Here is a 5,395-nt window from a genome sequence, read left to right as displayed (position 1 = left end):
TGCTGGCGCTCTACGCCCAGGGCGCGGCCGAGGAGTGGCTGCGGGTCAACTTCGTCGCGAGCGTCGACGGAGCGGTCACCCGTGCGGGCGTCTCGGGCGACCTCGGGGGTGCTGCCGACCTGCGCGTCTTCGACCTCCTCCGCCGGCTCGCCGACGTCGTCCTCGTCGCGGCCGGGACGGTGCGGACCGAGGGCTACGGCCCGATGGTGCTCGGTGACACGGCTGCGGCCGCGCGCGGCCGCTCGAGGATGCCGCCGCATCCCGTCTTCGCCATCGTCTCGGGCTCGCTCGGCCTTGATCCCGCCTCGCCGATCTTCACGGAGGCGCCGGTGCGTCCCGTCGTGGTCACGACCGGCTCCTCCCCGGCGCACCGCAGGGCAGAACTCGCCGAGGTGGCCGACATCCTCGTCTGCGGCGAGGAGTCGCTCGATCCGGGCCTGATGCGCCGGCGCCTCGCCGAGCGCGGCCTGAGCCGGATCCACTGCGAGGGTGGTCCCTCTCTGCTCGGCGCCCTCCTCGCGGAGGATGCGGTCGACGAGCTCTGTCTCACCGTCAGTCCGTCGCTCGAAGCGGGGGAGTCGGGTCGGCTCGCCCGCGGCGGGATCCCGGAGGCACGCCCGCAACGCCTCGCGCACGTCCTCGCCGCGGGCGACACGCTCCTCCTGCGCTACCTCCGGCGACGCTGAGGGTCCGACCCCGTCCGGCTACTCGTGCCGGCGCTCGTTCTCGTCGCGCTTCGCCTCGGAGGCGGGCCGGGCGGCGATGACGGGGTGCGCACCCGTGAAGCCGTCTCGGGCGGCGGCGATCGCCAGGATGCGCGGCTTCGCGATGTACCAGCCGATGACGAGGGCGGGGACGCCGACCACCGCGACGATGCCGACCGTCCAGGTGCCGGTCGGGAAGTCGACCGCGATCAGCACGACGACGAGGACCAGGAAGGCCAGCGTGACCCACGAGGTCACCGGTGCTCCCGGCATCCGGAAGGAGGGGCGCTGCAGGCGCCCCTCCGCGGCCCAGCGCTGCAACTGCATCTGGCAGAGCACGATCATCCCCCAGCCCGTGACGATGCCCAGCGCCGAGACATTGAGGACGATCTCGAACGCCTCCGCCGGCACGAAGAGGTTGAGCACGATGCCGATCAGGGTGATGCTCGCGGTGAGCAGGATCCCGCCGAACGGCACGCCCTGGGCGTTCATCCTGCCGGTGAAGGCCGGTGCGGACCCGTTGAGGGCCATGGAGCGCAGGATGCGGCCAGTGGAGTAGAGGCCGGCGTTGATGCTCGAGAGCGCGGCGGTCAGCACGACGAAGTTCATGATCGAGCCGGCGATCTCGCCGGAGGAGCCGTCGCCGAGCGCGGTGAAGAACGTGACGAAGGGGCTCTGATCCTTCGAGTAGGCCGTGAAGGGCAGCAGCAGCGTCAGCAGCAGCACCGAGCCGACGTAGAACACCGCGATGCGCAGGATCACGGAGTTGATCGCGCGCGGGATGACCGTGGCCGGCTCGGCAGTCTCGCCGGCGGCGGTACCCACGAGCTCGACACCGGAGTAGGCGAAGACGACGCCCTGCACGACGAGCACGGTCGCGATGAGGCCGCCCGGGAGGATCCCGCCGTTGTCGTCCCACAGGCTGATGCCGGGGTCGACCGCGACGCCTCCGGACTGCAGGGGCCAGCCCGCGGCCAGCACGACGACGCCGATCACGAGGAACACCACGAGCGCGGTGACCTTGATCAGCGCGAACCAGAACTCCAGCTCGCCGAAGACCTTCACCGAGACGAGGTTGAGCGAGAGCACCACGATCAGCGCGATGAGGGCCAGGAGCCACTGCGGCACGGAGGAGAACAGCGACCAGTACTTCACGTAGAGCGCCACGGCCGTGACGTCGGCGATCGCGGTCATCGCCCAGTTCAGGAAGTACATCCAGCCGGCGACGAAGGCCGCCTTCTCGCCGAGGAATTCGCGGGCGTACGAGATGAACGAGCCGGAGCTCGGACGGTGCAGCACGAGCTCGCCGAGCGCACGCAGGATCAGATAGGCGAAGACGCCGCAGACGGCGTAGACGATCACCAGCGACGGACCGGCCGAGGCGAGCCGGCCGCCGGCGCCGAGGAACAGACCTGTGCCGATGGCCCCGCCGATGGCGATCATCTGGAGCTGGCGGGGCTTGAGTGCGGGGCGGTAGCCCTCCTGCTCCCTCGAGAAGTCGGGCTGCGAGGCCCCGGTCTGGTCGGTCTCGCTCTGCGTCACGGAGGCTCCCCCTCGTCACCGGTTCGCGCCGCGCGGCTGCTCCGGCACGCCCGACAGAGTAGGGGCGCCTCCCCGGGAGGACCCGGCTGTCACCGAAAGAAGGACGAGAATCCTCTCAGATTCGAGGATGCGGATCGCCGCGTCCTCGGGCTCGGCACGAGGGGCCGGGCCGGGCGGCGTCAGCGCTGCGGGGCCCCGTCGTCCTTCGGATCCGCGCCGTTCTGCGCCTCCGCCGCGCTCTCGTCGGTGCGGTTCTCGCTCGCGAGACGCAGCCAGCGACCGTCGCGGACGTCCTTCTCGTGCGCGGCCGCCTTCTTGTCGCTGGCTGCCGTGTCGCGGGGCGGCAGCTGGATGGTCTCCTCGGCCTCGATACCCGCCTGGAGCTGCCGACCGCGCTCGAGTTCGGCGTCGAATTCGGCGCCGAAGAGCAGGGCGATGTTGGTGATCCAGATCCAGAGGAGGAACACGATCACGGCCCCGAGCGAGCCGTAGGTCTTGTTGTAGTTCGAGAAGTTGGCGACGTAGAAGGCGAAGCCGGTCGAGGCGATCAGCCAGATCACCAGGGCGAGGATTGAGCCCACGCTCACCCAGCGGAACCTCGGCTGCCGGATGTTCGGCGCCCAGTAGTAGAGGATCGCGACGATCAGGACGGCGAGGACCACGAGCACCGGCCACTTCGCGATGTTCCAGACGGTCAGCGCGGCCGGGCCGAGTCCGACCACATCGCCCACCGCCGTGGCGACCGGCCCGCTGAGCACCAGGATCAGGGCGGCGACGACGATCAGGACGACGGTGACGACAGTGACGGCGAGCATCGTGGGACGGAGCTTCCAGAACGGACGGCCCTCGTCGATCTGGTAGACGCGGTTCATCGCCCGGCCGAATGCGCCGACGTAGCCGGAGGCCGACCAGATCGCGCCGACCACACCGGTCACGAAGGCGAGCCCCGCGGCCGAGGAGCTCGTGAGCGCCTGGATCGGGTCGCGCAGCAGGTCCACGACCTGGGTCGAGGCGAGGTTCCCCACGAGATCGAGGACCAGATCGGTGGTGGCCTGGGCCTGCCCGAACAGTCCGAGCACCGAAACGATCGCGAGGAGCGCGGGGAACAGGGCGAGAACGGCGTAGTAGGTCAGCGCCGCCGCGAGGTCGGTGCACTGGTCGGCGCCGAACTCGCGGGCGGTCTTCTTCAGCACGTAGAACCAGGAGCGCTTGGTGATGTCAGTCAGCGCGTCCGGCTTGCGGGCGTCGTCGGGATCGGGTGAGGTCTTCTCGCGGGTCGTGCTCTGCTCGGCCATGCCGACACGCTACGGGGTGCCGGAGCACCCGTGCCGCCCCCTTGACGACGGGGCGGGCCGCGGTCGACCGGTCTCAGCCGCGACGGGCCTGCCGGACGGCGGCGAGGGAGCCGAAGACGAGGAAGGAGGAGGTGGCGGCGAGCACGGTCAGCAGCGGTGCCTCCCACCCGCCGCTGACGTCATGGGCGAACCCGAGCACCGTCGGCGAGGTCGCAGCGACGGCGTAGCCGATGCCCTGCACAGTCGCCGAGAGCCGCGACGCGTGCGCATCCGAGCGCGAGAGCCGCACGACGAGCACGAACACGACGGTGAACCCGCCGCCCTGGGCCGTCCCGCCCAGCACGCACCACAGTGCCCAGAGCTGGGGCGCCAGCAGAAGCCCCAGCGGCACCGTGCACCAGAGCGCGCCGACGAGGAGGATGCTGCCGAGGGGGCCGAGGCGGCGCACCAGGATCGGCACGCCGAGCGCGCCGGCGACCGCGGCGAGCTGGAAGACCGACGAGCTCGCTCCCGCCGCCGCGATCGAGAACCCGTTGCGGTCGACCAGGAGTGAGGGGAGCCAGGCGGTCACCCCGTAGTACGAGAAGGCCTGGCTCGAGAAGCACAGCGCCAGCGCCAGGACGGTCGCGCTGCGCCAGATGCGCGGTGCGGGCGCGGCTGCCTCCCCCTCCGCGGGTAACGGGCGCGGAGCCGGGCGCAGCGCAGCCCGCGGACCGACGGCGAGCAGCCAGCCGAGCAGGGCTAGGGCGTTCAGCGCGAGCCAGATCAGCAGCGCACCACGCCAGCCGAGGGCGAGCGCGAGCGGGGCGGTCCCGAGCGAGGTGATCGTGGATCCGACGTTGAGGGCAGCCGTGTAGACGCCCGTGGTCATGTCGACGCGCTCGGCCGCGACATCGCGGCGGATCACGACAGGGAGCACGACGTTGCCGATCGTGATGAACACTCCGATGAGAACGGTTCCCACGACGACCGCGACGATCCCGCCGGACGAGCGGACGATCGTGCCCAGCGCGACCCCGAGGACCGTCGCCGTCACCGCAGCGTCGGGGCCGGCGCGACGGATCACCAGCAGAGCGAGGGGAGTCGCCAGGGCGAAGCAGAGCACCGGGATGCTCGTGAGCACCCCGGCCTGACCGGACGAGAGCGCGAGGTCTCCGCGGAGGGCGTCGATCACCGGCGCGACCGCGACGATCGGCCCGCGGAGCACCAGGGCGACCAGCGCGACGGCGACGACGAAGAGCCAGGGCGCGCTCCTGTACGCCGTCGTGCGAGTCGCGGGAGGAGTGCTGGCTGTGGCGCGCACCGGGATCAGCCGGAGAGCGCGGAGAGATTGAGCAGGGCGCTGACGGCGCCCGAGACGCCGCCGAGGATGCCGATGACCAGGCCCGCGGTGGCGAGTCCGCGCCCTGACCCCACCATCGGCGCGGCGGCGCGGCCACGGACCGCGAAGACGATCGCGAGGATCGAGGGGATCAGCAGGGGGTTGATCAGGAGGCCGATGATGCCGAGCACCAGGCTCGCCACCGCCATCGGATTGCGGCCGGCTGCGGAGGAGGGCGCGGAGGGGTAGGCGTACAGCTCCTGCTGGGACGCGTTCTCGAAGGCGCCGGAGACGGGCGCCGCTCCTCCGGCCGGTCGCGAGCGGTCGGTCCAGGCTGCGCCGTCCCAGTAGAGCTCCGAGCCGATGTCGGCCGGATGCGGGTACCAGCCGGGGGCGGGAGAGGGGACGGGGGCGTCGGGCATGGGCCGATTCTAGAGGCGCCTTGTGCTGCGGCCCGGAGACCGCCCTCAGCGGACGGCAGAATGGGACGGTCGCGCGCGCGACCGGCGGGAGGACGAGCGGCGGCCTGGACG

General features: G+C 71.5%; 5 protein-coding genes. 1 reads left to right on the top strand and 4 read right to left on the bottom strand.

What is annotated here, in order from left to right:
* On the top strand, positions 1–686 hold a 686-nt coding region (locus ACH61_RS13765; RefSeq protein ID WP_201787617.1), incomplete at its 5' end, for a pyrimidine reductase family protein.
* An 18-nt stretch (positions 687–704) separates the two neighbouring features.
* On the opposite strand, the gene ACH61_RS13760 is transcribed toward ACH61_RS13765, so the two are convergent.
* From ACH61_RS13760 to ACH61_RS13745, 4 genes are all read right to left on the bottom strand, one after another.
* Positions 705–2,246: an amino acid permease gene (locus ACH61_RS13760; RefSeq protein WP_068213027.1), complete on the bottom strand. Its 1,542-nt coding sequence runs from the start codon at positions 2,244–2,246 to the stop codon at positions 705–707.
* A 179-nt stretch (positions 2,247–2,425) separates the two neighbouring features.
* Positions 2,426–3,541 carry a YihY/virulence factor BrkB family protein gene (locus tag ACH61_RS13755; RefSeq protein ID WP_068213024.1) on the bottom strand — a complete coding sequence of 372 codons (1,116 nt, stop codon included), beginning with the start codon at positions 3,539–3,541 and terminating at the stop codon, positions 2,426–2,428.
* 73 nt (positions 3,542–3,614) lie between these two features.
* A complete protein-coding gene (locus tag ACH61_RS13750; protein ID WP_068213022.1) occupies positions 3,615–4,844 on the bottom strand; it encodes an MFS transporter in 1,230 nt (409 codons plus the stop codon).
* 5 nt (positions 4,845–4,849) lie between these two features.
* Positions 4,850–5,284 (bottom strand): DUF2510 domain-containing protein, encoded by a 435-nt coding sequence (locus tag ACH61_RS13745; protein WP_068213020.1) that lies wholly within the window; start codon positions 5,282–5,284, stop codon positions 4,850–4,852.
* Between the last annotated feature and the right edge of the window lie 111 nt (positions 5,285–5,395).

This window comes from Rathayibacter tanaceti (genome assembly GCF_001634385.1).
Taxonomy (GTDB): Bacteria; Actinomycetota; Actinomycetes; order Actinomycetales; family Microbacteriaceae; genus Rathayibacter; species Rathayibacter tanaceti.
This window is presented reverse-complemented; position numbering and strand designations above follow the sequence as displayed.

What these genes read in the sequence shown, in the direction of transcription:
- ACH61_RS13745 (WP_068213020.1), bottom strand. Translation starts at nt 5,284, where the DNA reads ATGCCCGACGCCCCCGTCCCCTCTCCCGCCCCCGGCTGGTACCCGCAT.
- ACH61_RS13755 (WP_068213024.1), bottom strand. Translation starts at nt 3,541, where the DNA reads ATGGCCGAGCAGAGCACGACCCGCGAGAAGACCTCACCCGATCCCGAC.